This window comes from Bradyrhizobium diazoefficiens USDA 110, assembly GCF_000011365.1.
In the GTDB taxonomy this organism is placed as follows: Bacteria; Pseudomonadota; Alphaproteobacteria; order Rhizobiales; family Xanthobacteraceae; genus Bradyrhizobium; species Bradyrhizobium diazoefficiens.
In genome coordinates, this window is the sequence record NC_004463.1 from 8,640,408 (window position 1) to 8,655,586 (window position 15,179).

Annotated in this window: 14 protein-coding genes and 1 tRNA gene; 10 read left to right on the plus strand and 5 right to left on the minus strand. The window is 65.1% G+C overall.

The window, feature by feature from the left end; all coding sequences use genetic code 11:
• Nucleotides 1-71: 71 nt before the first annotated feature.
• Nucleotides 72-824 carry an SDR family NAD(P)-dependent oxidoreductase gene (locus BJA_RS40000; protein WP_011090604.1) on the minus strand — a complete coding sequence of 251 codons (753 nt, stop codon included), beginning with the start codon at nucleotides 822-824 and terminating at the stop codon, nucleotides 72-74.
• 95 nt (nucleotides 825-919) lie between these two features.
• On the opposite strand from BJA_RS40000, the gene BJA_RS40005 reads away from it, so the two are divergent.
• Nucleotides 920-1,231: an ArsR/SmtB family transcription factor gene (locus tag BJA_RS40005; protein WP_011090605.1), complete on the plus strand. Its 312-nt coding sequence runs from the start codon at nucleotides 920-922 to the stop codon at nucleotides 1,229-1,231.
• A 9-nt stretch (nucleotides 1,232-1,240) separates the two neighbouring features.
• Here the strand turns inward: BJA_RS40005 and BJA_RS43755 are convergent, their stop codons facing one another.
• A complete protein-coding gene (locus BJA_RS43755; protein WP_261340604.1) occupies nucleotides 1,241-4,189 on the minus strand; it encodes an autotransporter domain-containing protein in 2,949 nt (982 codons plus the stop codon).
• A 259-nt stretch (nucleotides 4,190-4,448) separates the two neighbouring features.
• Here BJA_RS43755 and BJA_RS40020 point away from each other — a divergent pair, with 259 nt between their 5' ends.
• The gene (locus BJA_RS40020; protein WP_162494166.1) at nucleotides 4,449-4,709 is read left to right on the plus strand and encodes a hypothetical protein; all 261 of its coding nucleotides are present in this window, start codon (nucleotides 4,449-4,451) and stop codon (nucleotides 4,707-4,709) included.
• A 142-nt stretch (nucleotides 4,710-4,851) separates the two neighbouring features.
• Here BJA_RS40020 and BJA_RS40025 read toward each other — a convergent pair.
• Nucleotides 4,852-4,928 (minus strand) — tRNA-Met (locus BJA_RS40025).
• A gap of 311 nt (nucleotides 4,929-5,239) precedes the next feature.
• Between BJA_RS40025 and BJA_RS40030 the strand changes: the two genes are divergently transcribed.
• Together BJA_RS40030 and BJA_RS40035 are read left to right on the plus strand one after the other, a co-directional pair.
• Nucleotides 5,240-6,709, plus strand: a complete 1,470-nt coding sequence (locus BJA_RS40030) for a coniferyl aldehyde dehydrogenase (protein WP_038966128.1) — start codon at nucleotides 5,240-5,242, stop codon at nucleotides 6,707-6,709.
• A 96-nt stretch (nucleotides 6,710-6,805) separates the two neighbouring features.
• Nucleotides 6,806-8,404 (plus strand): GMC family oxidoreductase, encoded by a 1,599-nt coding sequence (locus tag BJA_RS40035; RefSeq protein WP_038966127.1) that lies wholly within the window; start codon nucleotides 6,806-6,808, stop codon nucleotides 8,402-8,404.
• A 78-nt stretch (nucleotides 8,405-8,482) separates the two neighbouring features.
• On the opposite strand, the gene BJA_RS40040 is transcribed toward BJA_RS40035, so the two are convergent.
• Nucleotides 8,483-9,244 carry an SDR family oxidoreductase gene (locus tag BJA_RS40040; protein ID WP_011090610.1) on the minus strand — a complete coding sequence of 254 codons (762 nt, stop codon included), beginning with the start codon at nucleotides 9,242-9,244 and terminating at the stop codon, nucleotides 8,483-8,485.
• Between the two features lie 121 nt (nucleotides 9,245-9,365).
• On the opposite strand from BJA_RS40040, the gene BJA_RS40045 reads away from it, so the two are divergent.
• A complete protein-coding gene (locus tag BJA_RS40045; protein WP_011090611.1) occupies nucleotides 9,366-9,878 on the plus strand; it encodes a CvpA family protein in 513 nt (170 codons plus the stop codon).
• 128 nt (nucleotides 9,879-10,006) lie between these two features.
• Nucleotides 10,007-10,789 carry an SDR family oxidoreductase gene (locus tag BJA_RS40050; RefSeq protein WP_011090612.1) on the plus strand — a complete coding sequence of 261 codons (783 nt, stop codon included), beginning with the start codon at nucleotides 10,007-10,009 and terminating at the stop codon, nucleotides 10,787-10,789.
• Between the two features lie 119 nt (nucleotides 10,790-10,908).
• On the opposite strand, the gene BJA_RS40055 is transcribed toward BJA_RS40050, so the two are convergent.
• Nucleotides 10,909-11,385: a DUF3775 domain-containing protein gene (locus BJA_RS40055; RefSeq protein WP_028173751.1), complete on the minus strand. Its 477-nt coding sequence runs from the start codon at nucleotides 11,383-11,385 to the stop codon at nucleotides 10,909-10,911.
• Between the two features lie 255 nt (nucleotides 11,386-11,640).
• On the opposite strand from BJA_RS40055, the gene BJA_RS40060 reads away from it, so the two are divergent.
• The 4 genes from BJA_RS40060 (at nucleotide 11,641) to BJA_RS40075 (ending at nucleotide 15,144) form a co-directional block, all read left to right on the plus strand.
• On the plus strand, nucleotides 11,641-12,489 hold the full coding sequence (locus BJA_RS40060) for an MBL fold metallo-hydrolase (protein ID WP_038966131.1): 849 nt from the start codon (nucleotides 11,641-11,643) through the stop codon (nucleotides 12,487-12,489).
• Nucleotides 12,490-12,690: 201 nt separating this feature from the next.
• Nucleotides 12,691-13,533, plus strand: coding sequence for a fumarylacetoacetate hydrolase family protein (locus tag BJA_RS40065; RefSeq protein WP_011090615.1), 843 nt, complete (start codon nucleotides 12,691-12,693; stop codon nucleotides 13,531-13,533).
• Nucleotides 13,534-13,646: 113 nt separating this feature from the next.
• Complete coding sequence (locus BJA_RS40070; protein ID WP_011090616.1) at nucleotides 13,647-14,258, plus strand: glutathione S-transferase family protein; 612 nt, start codon at nucleotides 13,647-13,649, stop codon at nucleotides 14,256-14,258.
• A gap of 16 nt (nucleotides 14,259-14,274) precedes the next feature.
• Nucleotides 14,275-15,144 carry an MBL fold metallo-hydrolase gene (locus BJA_RS40075; RefSeq protein WP_063921650.1) on the plus strand — a complete coding sequence of 290 codons (870 nt, stop codon included), beginning with the start codon at nucleotides 14,275-14,277 and terminating at the stop codon, nucleotides 15,142-15,144.
• The last annotated feature ends 35 nt before the right edge of the window (nucleotides 15,145-15,179 follow it).

Sequence of the window (15,179 nt, forward strand, 5' to 3'; positions counted from 1 at the left end):
ATTTTCTCATCCAAAGCTGCGAAGTCCGAACTTGGCCTTCAGCGACGTCGGACCGCCAGAGCGCCTGCTCGTTAGCGAAGGCCGCCGGTGACGTGAAGTGTCTCGCCGGTGACGTAGGACGCGTCGTCCGATGCGAAGAAGGCCACCGCGGCAGCGATCTCCTCGACCTTGCCGATGCGGCCAAGCGGGGTGGTGGATTCGATCCAGTTGCGCATGTCGCCCTCGTGCAGGCCGGCCGACACGACGCCTTCGGTGGCGATCATGCCTGGATTGACGGCGTTGACGCGAATCTTGCGCGGCGCGAGCTCCTTCGACAGCACGGAGGAGATCGCATCCACCGAGGCTTTGGTCGCAGTGTAGACGGCGGTGTTCGCCGGCGCGATGGTCGATACGCCGGAGCTGATGTTGATGATACTTCCGCCGTTGGCGTTGAAGTGCTTCGCCGCTTCACCCGAGACCAGCAGCAGGCCAAGCACATTGAGGTCGAAATGCTTGTGGAAATGCTCGGGCGTGATGGCCTCGAGCGGGGCGAACTCGTAGACGCCCGCGTTGTTGACGAGGATGTCGATCGCGCCGAACGCCTTCACGGTCTCCGCGACGACGCTCTTCACGTCCTTGGCGTCGGCCAGGTTGCCATGGACCGCGACGGCTTTACCCCCCTTGGCGATGATGGCGGCGACCACGCGGTCGGCGGCCTGCTTGCTGGAGCTGTAATTGACGGCAACCGCCGCCCCCTCAGCCGCAAGCCGGGCGGAGATTTCGGCACCAATGCCTTTGGATGCGCCGGTCACGAGCGCTACTTTGCCTTCCAGTCTCTTGGTCATCGCATGTCTTCCGTTGTTCGGCGGGATGCCGATATTCAATAGTTCAATACTAGTGAACTATTGAATGAGTTCAAGGGGCATGCTATATTTTGGGCATGGTGCAGTTCGTTCACCCTTCGCGCGACGAGATTACGCTGGCCGGAGTGCTCGGAGCCCTCGCGGATCCCATGCGGCTGCGGATCGTCAAAAGCCTGGTCGCGCAGAACGCTTGCATGTCGTGTACCGAGGCGGCGCCTTGCCCTGACATGGCGAAATCGACCCTGTCGAACCATTTTCGCATTCTGCGGGAGGCCGGCCTGATCCGGACGTCAAAGCAAGGTGTCCAGCACCGCAACGTGTTGCGCGAGGAGGACATCAATGCGCGGTTTCCGAAACTGCTGAAAATGATCCTGAGCTATCCGGACTGAGTGTCGCCACTACCAGGCATAGCGGATGATGCCCTTGCCGGCGTAGCTGCTTGTGACGTTCGAAAACTCGCCCTCGAAGGTAGCGCCGAACGAGACGCCGCCGCGCCATTTCACCTCGGCCGAGGCCGTGACGAGCGCGGAGTCGCGCGCCTGCGCCGCGCCGTTGACCACGAATGATGCGCCCGGGAGCGCCTGGAAGGTGGCCGCGATAGCGCGATCGGGATCGAAGTCGTGCGCCCAGGCGGCGCGGCCGCGCAAGACCAGGACGGCATCGCTCAGCGCAAACGACCTGTCCGCGCGCAGACCGAGCTCGCTGCGCGTGTCGGTGACGCTCCGCGAACCGTAACTCAGGGCGAAGGCATTGCTGCCCGCGAGCACCTGTTCGGCATAGGCCGGCAGATCGAAGATGGTCGACTGGCCGGCGGCGTAAGGCGTGAGCCCCATCCACGGCGTCACGAAGCGATAGCCGGCCTCGACGCGGCCGGAATAGGCGTTGGCGTTGAAGCGGGCCCGCAACTGATCGCTGCCGGCGATGGTGACGGTGCGGGTGGTGGTAATGTCCTGCCAGCCATACGCCAGCGCGGCGGAGACGTAGGCCGCGCCGACGCCGTGGCGAAGGAAGGCGCCGGCCTGAAACAAATCCGACCGGCCGCTGCCGCCGTTGGCGACGCCAAAGCTCGTGCCGCCGCCGGCCAGCGCGAAGCCGGCGACGGTGTCGGGTGAAAAGCGATAATCGGCGCCGACCGCCGTGCCGGCGATGCGACTGGTCGCCGTGTTCGATCCCATCGTGGCATTGCCGTCGGTGGTCTGCGAACCGCCATAGCCCGCGGCCCATACGCCCCAGCGTTGCATTACGATGTCGGACGCCGCCGGGGCCTTGCGGGAGAGCGCGGCATAGGCGTCGCGCTCCGCGGCGGAACGTCCGCGACCGGTGGAGGCGTAGGCACGGAAGCCATCCTCGTCGGCGAATTGCGACGCACCGGCCGGCGACGATCCGCCATCGCCCCGGCCGGCCAGGAACGGATCGGTGAGGACGCCGATGAACTGCGTCATCGCGTCGAACGTGGTCTGCTGCGACCCGGTCGCAGTTTCGCCGGAGGCTTGCGTCAGGCCCGCTTGCGACAGCGTGCCGTACACGGCGGGAATGCCGCCGGTGAGGTTGAAGAAAGTCGACAACGCATTTCCGACATTCTGCTGATTGACGTTGAGCCCGCCGGGAATGGAAAAGTTCAGCGCCAGATCGAGATAGGCATTGTTGGCATCATAGCTCAGGCTGGTGTGAAAGGTGGCCGGCAGGTTGGTATCGACCAGCGCGCCGAACGTGCCGGTCAACCCGCCGCCGGCATTGACGATCGTGTATTGCTTCGCCACGTAGCTGCCGGCCGCGAACACGGCACTGACGGTGGCCCCGCCCAGGGTCGCGGTGCCGGTCACGTTGACGCGATCGGCATTGGCGGGCGAGACCTCGACCACGTAAGTCGACGGCGCCGTGAAGACGAGATTGCCGTTCACGGTCAAAAGGCCGATCGAATTGCCCGGCGCCAGCACGCCGCCATTGATCGTAGTGTTGCCGACCGTGCCGTTGCCGCCGAGCGTGCCGCCGCTGTTGACGGTGGTCAGCGACGCCGAGGCGAGCGAGCCGTTGACGGAGAGAATGCCGGCATCGACGCTGACCGCGCCTGTGAATGAACTCGATCCCGTCAGCGTCCAGTTGCTGCTGCCGGCCTTCACGAAGCTGCCGAAGCCGCGGTACTGGGCGGAGTCGCCGAGCGTCGACAGGTCGAACGAGCTGTTGGCGGCTCCGCCCAGCCGGAGCGTGTCGGCGTAGCTGAAGGCCATTACGTTGCCGGTGACGGTCGACCCGGCCTGAAGCTCCAGACTGTTGACGCCGCCGGTGAATGTGATGGCGTTGGCACGGGCCCCCGTGCCGGCATTTCCGAGCCCGCCGCTGATGATCCCCGCATTCTGCACGACGAGGCCGGCGCCGCTGATTCCCGCGCCGCCGGCGACGGGCGGAAAAAAGGTCGGATACCTGGGATCACCTTGGGGGCCACCGGTGCCTCCCGAAATCATGCCGGTATTGATGACGATGCCCCCGGCCGCGAGAACAAGACCATCGCCGCCGCCGCCGCCGCTTCCAGAACCGATTGCGCTTCCGCCGCCAGAACCGCCGCTTCCTCCCGTGATCGAACCGGCATTGGTCACGGTTGCAGTGGTGCCGACGACGACACCCTTTCCACCTCCACCGGCGCCGCCATTGCCATCGGCGGAAGTTGTGCCTGCATCGCCGCCCGAACCACCCCTGATGAAGACGCCGGCATTGACCTGCAGATCGCCGCCGGACAGGTACAAGCCATCGCCGCCGCCACCGCCCCCGCCGGCCGACCCGTTGTAGGGGCCAAGACCGCCTGCTCCGCCATTTCCGCCGGTCAGGTTGACCACCGCGGCGTAGTTGCCGCTGACGGTCGCGGCCCGGCCACCACCCCCGCCGCCGCCCCCGGCGTTGATGCCCCCCTGGAATCCACCCCCGCCTCCGCTGCCGCTGCCGCCGCCACCGCCGCCTGAATAACCCGCGCCCCCGGTTCCTCCGCCTGGCGCAACGTTGTTTCCGGCTGCGCCCCCGTACGGACCGCTTCCCGCAGTGTCCGGGCCACCGCCGCTTGCGCCATTCCCCGCTGCATTCCCGTCGCCCGCCAGACCACCGGCGCCGCCGGCTCCGGGGACACTGTCGGAGTAGGCGCTGCCAGTGCCGCCGTTGCCGCCGACCAGTTGCGCATGCGCCGGCATCATTTGCGCCGCAAGGCCGACAAGAACACCGACGCTCGCAAGCAGAGCCCTGCGCAACAGCCATCCAAGGCCGGCGCATCGCGAAGGCGCCGGCGTGCGCGGACCGGAGCGATGCCGGTCGCGCGACGGGTCGATCTCATCGGGAGAAAGCGGCAAGGACCTGTTGTTCATCATCATCTGCGACATCAAGGAGGAGGCCGCCCGCGATCAGTGCAGGCCGGCGGCGCGAAGATCCGTAACAGGTCGCCCGCCGCCGTGATGTGCCGTGTGTCTCACGCGCGGATTCCGACGGACGGTGATGCAGAGACGGCACAGTCGCGCGAACCGTCGATGCTCGCCTCAACGGGAAGCAGAAAGAATTGCCGACAGTCGGCAGAATGGTCCGGCGGTTGATCGGGCCTGCGGCCTCGCGAGCGACGAAGCGTCGGACTTGTCTCGATCCATCAATCAACAATCGCAGCGCGCAGGATTGGTACGGATCGTGCAATTCCTCGTCGTGCAGACGAACGAGGATCGGACAATGAATATCTCGGGCGCGAATGCCTACGCGTATTTGCAAGACGCTTCATCGGCAAAGCGAGCGAATGCCGGCACGACGTCATCCGCCGGCAGTGCGCCGGTCTCATCGAGCGGCTCCGGTCAGGCCAGCGACGGAAGCGTCCAGAGCACCAAACGACTGGCGTCGATCTGACGGTCTGATCATCCGCCGATCCGGATCAGCCGTCGTAGCCTTTCGGACGATTGAAGCGCCCATGGCAAAACAAAAATGGCAAAACAAAAATGGCCCGCGCGATGCGGGCCATTTTCGTATCGGAACCGGTGAAGTCCGAATTTGGTTGCGGGGATAGGATTTGAACCTATGACCTTCAGGTTATGAGCCTGACGAGCTACCGGGCTGCTCCACCCCGCGTTAAACCGTTGCGCGCCTTCGTTAAAATGCCGGGGACGGGGGATGAGGGCCGGCGCTGTTCGCGTGGCTTGCTTCTTCCGTCCCAAAGGCTTCCTTGGAAGGCAACCCCGGGGCAAAGCCCGTCGGGTGCGGGGGGTATGTACCAACCCGGGCTGCCTTTGGAAAGGGCTGCGAGGACGTTTTTTTCGACTTTATGACAGGTGGATGGACCGGATTCCGGCCCGCCAGCCGCGCTCTTGCCAGAAGTTCCGCAAAGGGCCAGCTTGCCGCAACAAAACCAGGGGCGAAACGCCAATTTAGGGAGCAACGCCATGGACCAGACCAGGGACCAGATCTTGGATCGATCTTTGGACCGATCCCCGGCGAGCGCCCCGCTGCGGGCCCTCGCCGACGCCTTCCACGCCATGATCGCGCGGTCGCGGGCGGAGCCGGCCGCTGATCTGGCCGAGCGGCTCGACCGGCTGGCGCGGCTGCGCGCCGTCGTCGCCGACAATGAAGAGCGCTTCCGCCAGGCGATCTCGGCCGATTTCGGCCACCGCTCGGCGGTCGAGACCACCATCGCCGAGACCATGATGGTCTACAGCGAGATACGCCATGCGACAAAACACCTGAAGAGCTGGATGGCGCCGCAGCGAATCGCCACCGCGCTGCAATTCCTGCCGGCGCGCAACCGGCTGATCCCGCAGCCGCTCGGCGTCGTCGGCATCATCGCCCCCTGGAATTATCCGCTCCAGCTGACGCTGGCGCCCGCGATCGGCGCGATTGCCGCCGGCAACCTGGTCATGATCAAGCCGAGCGAGCTCGTCCCGCATTTCGCAGGCCTGCTGAAAGAGACGGTTGCCGCAAGGTTCGACGCGACCGAGCTGCTCGTCACCGGCGTCGAGGACGAGATCGCCAAGGCCTTTGCGTCGCTCCCCTTCGATCATCTGGTGTTCACCGGCTCGACCCGGGTCGGACGGCTGGTCGCGGAGGCCGCGGGGCGCAATCTGACGCCTGTGACGCTCGAACTCGGCGGCAAGTCGCCTGCTATCATCGACGCCTCCGCCGATCTCGATGAGGCGGCCGAGCGCATCGCCTACGGCAAGCTGCTCAATGCCGGGCAGACCTGCATCGCGCCGGACTACGTGCTGGTGCCGGAGCGCTCGCTGCAGGCCTTCGCCGAGAAGCTGCGCGCGCAGATGCGGCGCATGTTCGGCACCGATCCCGCGAACAAGGACTACACCTCCGTCATCTCCGACCGGCACTACGCGCGGCTCGAAGGTCTCGTCGCGGATGCCGTAGAGCGCGGCGCAAAAATCCTGCAACCGGCAAGGGCCGACGATCCCAACTGGAAGGCGCACCGCAAATTCCCGCCGACGCTGATCCTTGGCGCCACCGAAGACATGGCGGTGATGCAGGAGGAGATATTTGGGCCGGTGCTGCCGGTGCTGGGCTATCGCGAGCCGGCCGATGCCATCGCCTTCGTCAACCGCCGCGACCGGCCGCTTGCGCTCTACTGGTTCGGCAAGGACCGCGACGCGCGCGACGCGGTGCTGTCGCGCACCGTCTCCGGCGGCGTCACCGTCAACGACTGCCTGTTCCACTTCGCGCAGGTGAACCAGCCGATGGGCGGCGTCGGCGCATCCGGCACCGGCGCCTATCACGGCGAATGGGGTTTTCGCACGTTCAGCAAGCTGAAGCCGGTGTTCTACCGCTCGAAATTCAACCGCCTCGCCGATCTCTACCCGCCCTATGGCGGCAAGATCGCGCGGCTGGAGAAGATGATGCGGTTCATGTCGTAGGGGCAGTCGTTCCGGGGCGCGAAGCGAACCCGGAACCTCGAGATTCCGGGGTCGCGCTACGCGCGCCCCGGAATGACGATAAGGGGAGAAACAACATTGACTGACACATTCGATTTTGTCGTCGTGGGCGCGGGCTCCGGCGGCTGCGCGGTTGCGGGGCGGCTGTCGGAGGATGCGGCGACATCAGTGGCGCTGCTCGATGCGGGCGGGCGGAACGACAGTTGGCGGATCACCACGCCATTCGGGCTCGCTTTGCCATACCGCGCGGCCAACTGGGCGTTCGACACTGTGCCGCAGAAGGGATTGAACGGCCGCATCGGCTATCAACCGCGCGGCAAGGGCCTCGGCGGTTCCTCGGCGATCAACGCGATGGTCTATATCCGCGGCAACAAATGGGACTACGACCACTGGGCCGCGCTCGGCAACGCCGGCTGGTCGTATGCGGATGTGCTGCCCTACTTCAAGCGCTCGGAGAACAACGCCGATTTCGACGGCGAATATCATGGCAAGGGCGGCCCGCTGCATGTCAACAAGCTGCGCTCGGACAATCCGATCCATGACGTCTTCCATCAGGCTGCGCGCGAGGCGCAGTTCCGCATTCGCGAGGACTTCAATGAAGAGGACCATGAAGGGCTCGGCAGCTACCAGGTGACGCAGCACGGTGGCGAGCGCTGGAGCGCGGCGCGCGCCTATGTGGATCCCCACATGGGCAAGCGGGCGAATCTGCGCGTCGAGACGCAAGCGCATGCCACGCGCATCCTGTTCGAAGGTAGGCGCGCAGTGGGCGTCGAGTACCGGCAGGGCAAGGAGCTGAAGCAGCTCCGCGCCCGCCGCGAGGTGATCCTCGCCTCCGGCGCCTTCCAGTCGCCGCAGTTGCTGATGCTGTCGGGCGTCGGCGACGGCGATGCGCTTGCCGCGCACGGCATCGGCGTCGTGCATCATTTGCCGGGCGTCGGGCGCAATCTGCAGGACCATCCGGATTTCGTGTTCGTCTACGCCTCCGACTATCCGCACTTCGTTCACGCGTCACTCGGCCGGCTGCCATCCCTGCTGCGCGCGATCCAGCGGTACCGCCGCGAGCGACGCGGCCTGATGACCACCAATTTCGCCGAGTGTGGCGGCTTCCTGAAGACGCAGGCTCACCTCGACGTGCCGGACATTCAACTGCACTTCATCATCGCGATGCTCGACGACCACGGCCGCAAGAAGCACAAGGAAGCGGGCTTCTCGTGCCATGTCTGCCTGCTCAGACCGAAGAGCCGCGGCAGCGTCTGGCTGAAGAGCGCCGATCCGCTCGCAGCCCCCATGATCGATCCGAATTTTTTGGGCGAGGCGGAGGATCTCGAGACGATGGTCGCGGGCTTCAAGACCACGCGACGGCTGATGGAGACGCCTGCGATGCGCGCGTTGCAGAAGAAGGACATGTTCACGTCCGATGTGAAGACGGACGACGATATCCGCGCCATCCTGCGCAATCGCGTCGACACCGTCTATCACCCCGTCGGCACCTGCAAGATGGGCACGGACGCGATGGCCGTGGTCGATCCGCAATTGAAGGTGCACGGCGTCGAGGCCATGCGCGTCGTCGATGCCTCGATCATGCCGACGCTGATCGGCGGTAACACCAATGCGCCGACGATCATGATCGGAGAGAAGGCGGCGGATATGATCAGGGCGGAAGTGCGGGCGAATTAGCGACGCTGTCGCGTCACTCTCCACTGTCGTCCCGGCCTAGTGCGCAATTGCGCATGGGGGCCGGGACGACGGAAGCAATCAATTCAACAAGAACCCGCCGTCCACCGTCACCACGCTCCCCGTCATGTAGCGCGAGGCCTTCGAGGCCAGCAGCAGGATCGCGCCGTCGAGATCGGACTCGGCGCCGACGCGGCGCTGGGGGATGCGTTTTGCCAGGCGCTCGCCTGCCGGCGTCGACCAGAAGGCGTGGTTCATCTCGGTGTCGATATAGCCGGGCGCCAGCGCGTTGATGCGGATGTTCTGCCCCGCAAGCTCCAGCGCCATCGCTTTCGTCGCCTGGATAATGCCGGCCTTGGAGATCGCGTAGGGCGACACCGCTTTCAAGACGCCGGTGCCGAGCACCGAGGCGATGTTGACGATGTTGCCTTCCTGCTTGCGCGCGATCATGCGCCGCGCGACTTCCGTCGCGAGGAAATAGGCGCCCTTGAGATTGGCGCCGATCACCGTGTCCCAATCGGCCTCGGTCTGCTCGGTCGCCAGCTTCTCGATGGCGATGCCGGCATTGTTGATCAGCACCGTGACGGGACCGAGCGCGGCTTCCGTGGCATCGACGGCCTTCGCGATCGAGGCGATGTCGGTGACGTCGAGCGCGACGGCGGCGGCGCGGCCGCCGTTGCCGCGGATCTCCTGTTCCAGATTCTTCAACTTGTCCGTTTGCCGTGCCGCGAGCGCGACGGCCGCGCCATGCGCCGCCAGCAGCCGGGCAAACTGCCGCCCCAGCCCCTGGCTCGCGCCGGTGACGAGGATGGTTTCTTTACTGACGTCGAATAGGCCTGACATGACGATTTCCTTGGGCATAACCCTTGAGCTTCCGGAGCCAAAAATACAGACGATTTTAGCGGTCTGAAACCAGAATGATCGGTTCGGCGTTCATTCGTTCCACCGAGGCAGGGCTCTGCTCATGAACAGTTTCGATCTCGCGGTCTATGCGGCGCTCGCCATCGCCATCGGCTTCGGATTCAGGACCGGCCTGCTGCGCAGCGCCATGACCATCCTCGCCTATCTGCTCGCCGCGCCCATCGCGGTCGCGCTGATGCCGCTGATCGTGCCGCAGGTCGCAAGCAATCCGAACGCGCCGCTGCTCCAGAACTGGATCTGGTTCTTCGGCATCTTTCTCGTCGTCGGCATGTTGTTCGGACATATCGGCCGCCTCGCGGTGAACGACACGGTCCGTGAGGCCGGGATCGGCGACCGCCTTGGCGGCGCCGCGCTCGGCGCCATCAGGGTCGGCCTCGTCGCCACCACGCTGGTGCTGGTGTTCGACCAGATCGTGCCGGCCAACCGCCAGCCGCCCTTCCTGGCCGGCTCGCATCTGCGGCCGCTGTTCTCGGCGGCCGGGCAGATGGGCTTCAAGTCGCTGCCGCCGGAAGCCGCTGCCGCGATCGACCGCCTCAAGCAGGAGCGGCACATCTGATCAGGCGCATTTGCATCGCCGCGCGGATGCGCATGCATTTTGGTGCGAGCCCGTCCCTTATCAGCGGCACCACGATTGGCTAGAGTGCCGCCCGTCCAAAACCTGCCTGACATTACGGGAGTGAAACAGTGGATCTTGGGATCAAAGGTCGCCGCGCCATCGTCTGCGCATCCAGCAAGGGCCTCGGCCGCGCCTGCGCCATCTCGCTGGCCGAAGCCGGCGTTCACGTCACGCTGACCGCGCGCGGCGCCGAGGCCCTGAAGAAAACCGCCGACGACATCCGCAAACTCTATCCGGCCGTCACGGTCACCGAGATCGTCGGCGACATCACGACGCCGGCGGGCCGCGAGGCCGTGCTGAAGGCCTGCCCCGAGCCGGACATCCTGATCAACAATGCCGGCGGCCCGCCGCCCGGCGATTTCCGCAACTGGACCCGCGATGACTGGATCAAGGCGATCGACGCCAACATGCTGACCCCGATCGAGCTGATCAAGGCGACCGTGGACGGCATGATGGCGCGCAAGTTCGGCCGCATCGTCAACATCACCTCGGCCGCGGTGAAGGCGCCGATCGACATCCTCGGCCTCTCCAACGGCGCGCGCGCCGGCCTCACCGGCTTCATCGCCGGCCTGTCGCGCAAGACCGTGATCAACAACGTCACCATCAACGGCCTCCTGCCGGGCCCGTTCGAGACCGACCGCCTGACCGGCACCGCCAAGGCCGAGGCCGACAAGCGCGGCACAACGCCGGAGCAGATCCTGGCCGAGCGCGCCAAGCTCAATCCCGCCGGCCGCTTCGGCCAGCCGGACGAGTTCGGCTATGCCTGCGCTTTTCTCTGCGGCGCCAAGGCCGGCTTCATCACCGGGCAGAACATCCTGCTCGACGGTGGCGCGTTCCCGGGCACGCTGTGAGCCATCGCGCCTGAGACGGCGCAATCCACGAAAGACCATCATGCCCGGGCTTGCCCCGGGCATGATGATGTGGAGGCGTCAGAGCCCAATCATTTCCGGCTCACTGCGAGCCCGGCTACTCATCGCCGTTTCGTCGGCTCATCCTCGTCCCGTTCGCTGGGACCGGAGGAATCGGCAGTGAGGCGCTCATCGGTCCAGTCGATGCCGAGTTCGTCGAGACCGTCGGCCAACAGATCGCCCAGCATCGGCTCGCCCAGCAGATATTGCACAGCTTCGCGCCGGGGCGCCTTGTACTCGGCGCGGGCCTCGGCGGCGCGGGCGCGCAGATCGTCCCACTCGTCGACGGAGCCGTCGCCGCGGCCAATCCACATCAGCGTCACGAGGTCGAGCTGCTCGTCCTCGTTCAGCGCCCCGATGAAGCCGGTCAACTCGCTTGCGACCGGATCGGACGCCGTGTCCTCCAGAACGTCGATCCCGTCATCGTCGGAGGGGTTCGAGCCCGAGTCCGGATCGGATGCTGCTTCCTTGACGTCGAATTCGCGGGCCTTCTCGATGATGAAAGCGACCTTCTCGGCGGAAATTGCAAGCTCTGGCATCGTCTTCCCCTCTCGCTCTTCTCTGGTTTTTCCTGGGTTCCAGCGATAACGCGGCGCGCCACCAGATGATCCATTGCGCTTCATGGCGGAAACCCGCATGTTTCGGCGCCAAAGCGTTCTCTCTCGTCATTCCGGCGCGGGACGTCGTCGCGAACCCGGACTCTCACGCAACGATCTCGAGATTCCGGGTTCGATGCTTGCGCATCGCCCCGGAATGACAGCGAGGCGCAAAGCAAGAACATGGGGATGCGCCGGATGTCGTGGAAGGTGGGCAAGGTCAAGATCACGAAACTCGTCGAGATGGAGACAGTCGGCTCGACCCGCTTCATCCTGCCGGCCGCGACCAACGATGAAATCCGGAAGCTGCCCTGGCTGATCCCGCATTTCGCCACCGAAGAGGGCCGACTGAAAATGTCGATCCACTCGCTGGTGGTCGAGACGCCGACGCGCCGCATCGTGGTCGACACCGGTCTCGGCAACGACAAGCAGGGCCGCGGCGTCCCCGTCTGGAACAACCGCAGCACGCCGTTTCTGGAGACCATGGCGGCGGCGGGCTTTCCCCCTGACAGCATCGACACCGTGCTGTGCACACATCTTCATGTCGACCATGTCGGCTGGAATACAAAACTGGTCGACGGCAAATGGGTGCCGACCTTCCCGAAGGCGCGCTACCTGTTCGGCGAGACCGAATACGAGTATTGGCGCGATTATACGGCCGAGCCGGACAAGGTCGCGGTGTTCAACGATTCCGTGAAGCCGGTCGTCGATGCCGGCCAGGTCGAGCTGATCCCAAGCGATCACCGGCTCTGCGAGGAGATCAGCGTGATCCCGACCCCCGGCCACAGCCCCGGTCACATGAGCGTCCTGATCGAGTCCGGCGGTGAGCAGGGGCTGCTCACCGGCGACGTTGCCCATCATCCCTGCCAGATGTCGCATCTCGACTGGTGCTCGGTCATCGATACCGATCCCGCCCAATCGGCGGCAACGCGGCACAAGGTGTTCTCGCGCCTTGCCGACACCCCGACGCTGGTGATCGGCGGGCATTATTCGGCCGGACACATCAGGCGGGATGGGGACGCGTTCAGGTTCGTGGCGCTGGGATGAGACGCAATCGTAGGGTGGGCACAGCGCGGCGTGTCCACCCTCCCGGGCAAGGAAAAGAATTGGTGGGCACGGCGCTCCGCACCTTTGCCCACCCTACAAAGGAGGGGCTGCAATGCGCCCCGTTTTGAGCGGTTGAATTTCCCGCCGCCCTGTTCCATGAAGCTATTTAACCGATCGGTCCATCTCCAGGGAGAAACGAGAATGAAGCTTGTTCGTTACGGCGAAAAGGGTGCGGAAAAGCCCGGCCTGATCGACAAATCCGGCCAGTTGCGCGACCTGTCGGCGCATGTGAAGGACCTGACCGGCGAGGCCTATTCGCCGGAAAGCCTGAAGAAGCTCGCCGCGCTCGACCCCGCCTCGCTGCCCGCCGTTTCCGGCAAGCCGCGGTTCGGCGCACCCGTCACCGGCATCTCGAAATTCGTCGCCATCGGCCTCAACTACAGCGACCACGCCAAGGAAACGGGAGCCGCGATCCCGACCGAGCCGATCATCTTCATGAAGGCGAACACCTCGCTGTCCGGCCCGAACGACGCGGTCGAGAAGCCGCGCGGCTCGACCAAGCTCGACTGGGAGGTCGAGATCGCCGCCATCATCGGCACCCGCGCCAAGTACGTCTCCGAAGCCGACGCGCTGAACTACGTCGCCGGCTATTGCGTCTGCAACGACGTCTCCGAGCGCAACTTCCAGACCGAGCGCCTCGGCCAGTGGACCAAGGGCAAGTCGCACGACACCTTCGGTCCGGTCGGCCCGTGGCTGGCCACCAAGGACGAGATCAAGGACGTGCAGAACCTGTCGATGTGGCTCGACGTCAACGGCCAGCGCCGCCAGACCGGCTCGACCAAGACCATGATCTTCTCCATGGCCAAGTGCATCTCCTATGTCTCGCAGTTCATGACGCTGCTGCCGGGCGACATCATCACCACGGGCACCCCGCCCGGCGTCGGCCTCGGCATGAAGCCGCCGACCTTCCTCAATGTCGGCGACGTCGTGACGCTGGGCATCGAGGGTCTCGGCGAGCAGCGGCAGGAGATCGTGGCAGCGTAAGCGGCAATCACCTCCTTCGTCATTCCGGGATGGCGCGAGAGCGCCAGACCCGGAATCTCGAGATTCCGGGTTCGATGCTTCGCATCGCCCCGGAATGACAACAAGGATCCAAAATGAAGCTCACCTTCTCCGCCGCCTCGCCCTTCGCCCGCAAGGTGCGCATCGCCGCGATCGAGCTTGGGCTGATCGACAAGATCGAGTTCACGCCGGCAACCGTCGCCCCGGGGCAAGCCAATGAGGACTATTCGCGCATCACGCCGCTGAAGAAGCTGCCGGTGCTGATCACCAATGACGGCGACGTCATCCTCGATTCCTACGTCATCGTCGAATATCTCAACGAGATGGCCGGCGGCAGCCTGATCCCGGATTACGGTCCGCGGCGATGGAAGGCCAAGACCAATCACTCCCTGATCAACGGCATGCTCGATTCCATGCTGCTGTGCCGCTACGAGAGAATGGTGCGGCCGCAGGGCCTGCAATGGCAGGCGTGGTCGGACGACCACTGGAACAGGGCCTGGACCGGCATGGCGCGCTTCGAGAACATGCCCGAGGTGCTGAACGGACCGTTCGACATCTCGCAGATCGGCCTCGTCTGCGTGCTCGGCTATGCCGATTTCCGCTTCGCCGATTGCGGCTGGCGCAAGGCCTATCCGAAGCTCGACGCCTTCCACCAGAAGATGCTGGAGCGGCCTTCCGTGAAGATCTCGGTGCCGCCAGCGGCGTAACCCGCTAGGAGTGTCCATGAGCCTGAAATACTCGGTCGGCGATCTCACCATCCATCGCGTCATCGAGCAGGAAACCTCGTTCGTCCCGGCGCTGGAGATGCTGCCGGGACTGACACCCGAGGTGCTGACCGAGAACCGGGCATGGATGCGGCAGGCCAAGGCACTCGACGACAACGATGTGCTGCTCTTGTGCTTCCAGTCCTATGTGGTGAAGACGCCGCACCACACCATTTTGATCGACAGCTGCATCGGCAACGACAAGCCGCGCCCCAATCGGCCGAAATGGAACATGAAGACCGACGACACGTACTTGGGTGCACTTGGCGCCGCCGGATTCTCGCCTGGCGACATCGACTTCGTGATGTGCACGCATCTGCACGTCGACCACGTCGGCTGGAACACACGGCTCGAAAACGGCCGCTGGGTGCCGACCTTCCCCAAGGCGCGCTACGTCTTCGCCAAGCAGGAGTTCGACCATTGGTCGGCTCAGAACGCGAAGACGGAGATCCCGCCTTTCGTGGACAGCGTGCTGCCGGTGGTCGAGGCCAAGCGCCACGAGTTCGTCGGCAACGACCATCAGATCGGCGACCACGTCCGCATCCTGCCGACGCCCGGTCACACACCGGGCCATATCGCAATCACGGTGGGCCGCGGCAAGGACGACGCGGTGTTCTCCGGCGATCTCATGCATTCGCCGCTGCAGACGCTCTATCCGGAGCTGTCGATCAAGTTCGACGTCGACCCGGCGAAGGCGGCTACGACGCGCCGCAGCTTCCTGGAGCGCTATTGCGACACCGAGACGCTGTGCTGCACGGCGCACTTCCCTTCGCCGTCGGTGGGCAAGATCCGGCGCAAGGGCAACGCGTTCGTGTGTGCGGCGGTTTAGCGAGATGCCGTAGGGTGGGCAAAGGCGAGCGCTTC